General features: G+C 60.2%; 1 protein-coding gene. It reads left to right on the forward strand.

Going from position 1 to position 1,689, the window contains the following annotated elements:
- The first annotated feature begins 65 nt into the window (after positions 1-65).
- On the forward strand, positions 66-1,505 hold the full coding sequence (locus SAHL_RS01725) for an IS1182 family transposase (RefSeq protein WP_123589698.1): 1,440 nt from the start codon (positions 66-68) through the stop codon (positions 1,503-1,505).
- Positions 1,506-1,689: the final 184 nt, after the last annotated feature.

The raw sequence follows: 1,689 nt of genomic DNA on the forward strand, positions 1-1,689 counted from the left end.
GGCCCAGGCTGTGTGAAAACGCTCCCACCGGCTAAACTTCTCTCAGGCTATTGGCGGAGTGCTTGATGAGTCGTTTCGTGACTGGTGATGACCGCGCGCAGAGCGCTCTGCTGCCGGCAAGCCTCGACGACTACGTTACCGAGGACAATCCAGTCCGAGTGATTGATGTCTTCGTTGATAACCTCGACCTCACCGATCTGGGCTTTGAAGGCGTTGTCGCCCAAGTCACCGGGCGGCCCGGCTATCACCCTGCCACGATGCTCAAGATCTATATCTACGGGTACCTAAACCGTGTGCAATCCAGCCGACGACTGGAACGCGAGGCTCAACGCAACATAGAGCTCATGTGGTTGACCGGTCGTCTGGCGCCCGACTTCAAGACAATCGCGGACTTCCGCCGTAACAATGGCCCATCGATCCAACGCGTATGCCGCGAGTTCGTGATGCTGTGCCGTCGTCTCGACCTGTTCTCGCAAGCGCTGGTGGCCATCGACGGCAGCAAGTTCAAAGCTGTTAATAGCCGCGATCGCAATTTCACCCGCGCCAAGGTCAAGCGACGCATCGAGCAGATCGAAGCCAGTGTCGCGCGCTACCTGTCAGAACTCGAAAGCGCCGACCGTCAGCGTCAGAGTGATACCACCGAAGCCCGGGCAACAAAACTTCGAGACAAGATCGACACGCTGCGATCGGAAATGCAGCGCATGCAGGCAATGGCGAAGGCCGTAGCAGCAGCGCCCGACCAACAGATCTCATTGACTGATCCAGACGCACGCTCCATAGCGACGGGCGGCAAGGGCTCGGGGATGGTGGGCTACAACGTCCAATCGACTGTCGATGCCGAACACCATCTGATCGTGGATCACGAGGTCACCAACGTCGGCCACGATCGCTCGCAGCTGCAGCCGATGGCGGATCGAGCCCGCTCAGTCATGCAGACCGATACCCTGGCCGCGGTCGCCGACCGCGGTTACTTCAACGGCGAACAGATCGTGGCCTGCGAGAGGGCCGGCATCCAGGTTCACGTGCCCAAGCCGCAGACCTCTAACAGCCAGGCCCAAGGCCGGTTCGGTAAGCGCGACTTCATCTACGAACCCGATAGCGACACCTATCGTTGCCCGGCCAATCAGACCTTGGTCTGGCGCTTTACCACGGTGGAGAAAGGCCAGACGCTCCATTGCTACTGGAGCTCAGCCTGCGAGACGTGTGCGATCAAGGCGCAGTGCACGTCGGCGGCGCAACGCCGCGTCAAGCGATGGGAGCACGAGTCAGTGCTCGAGACCATGCAGCAACGCCTGGATCAGGATCCGAATCTGATGCGGATACGGCGACAGACGGTCGAGCATCCCTTCGGCACGCTCAAGTACTGGATGGGCTCAACACACTTCCTGATGCGCACGCTCGCGCATGTGCGAACGGAAATGAGTCTGCATGTGCTGGCCTACAATCTGAAACGCGTGATGCGAATCGTCGGGATCGGGCCGTTGATGCGGGCAATGGCTGCCTGAGCGTGCTCGTTCCCTTTAAACGGCGCCTTCGAAGCGGCCTGAGGCGCCTCCGGGCATGATGAAGTCACAGGCCTGCGTTGCGATCACTCTGAACCGTGGCCGCCACGCGGAGCCCTTAGCGCCTGACATAGACAGCTGATGGGGAAAAGTACGCTAACTCACGCGTTTTCACACAGCCTGGGCC

Source organism: Salinisphaera orenii subsp. halophila YIM 95161 (genome assembly GCF_003732545.1).
Classification (GTDB): Bacteria; Pseudomonadota; Gammaproteobacteria; order Nevskiales; family Salinisphaeraceae; genus Salinisphaera; species Salinisphaera orenii_A.

Excerpts from the sequence above, each read along its gene's own strand:
- SAHL_RS01725 (WP_123589698.1), top strand. The coding sequence starts at position 66 with ATGAGTCGTTTCGTGACTGGTGATGACCGCGCGCAGAGCGCTCTGCTG.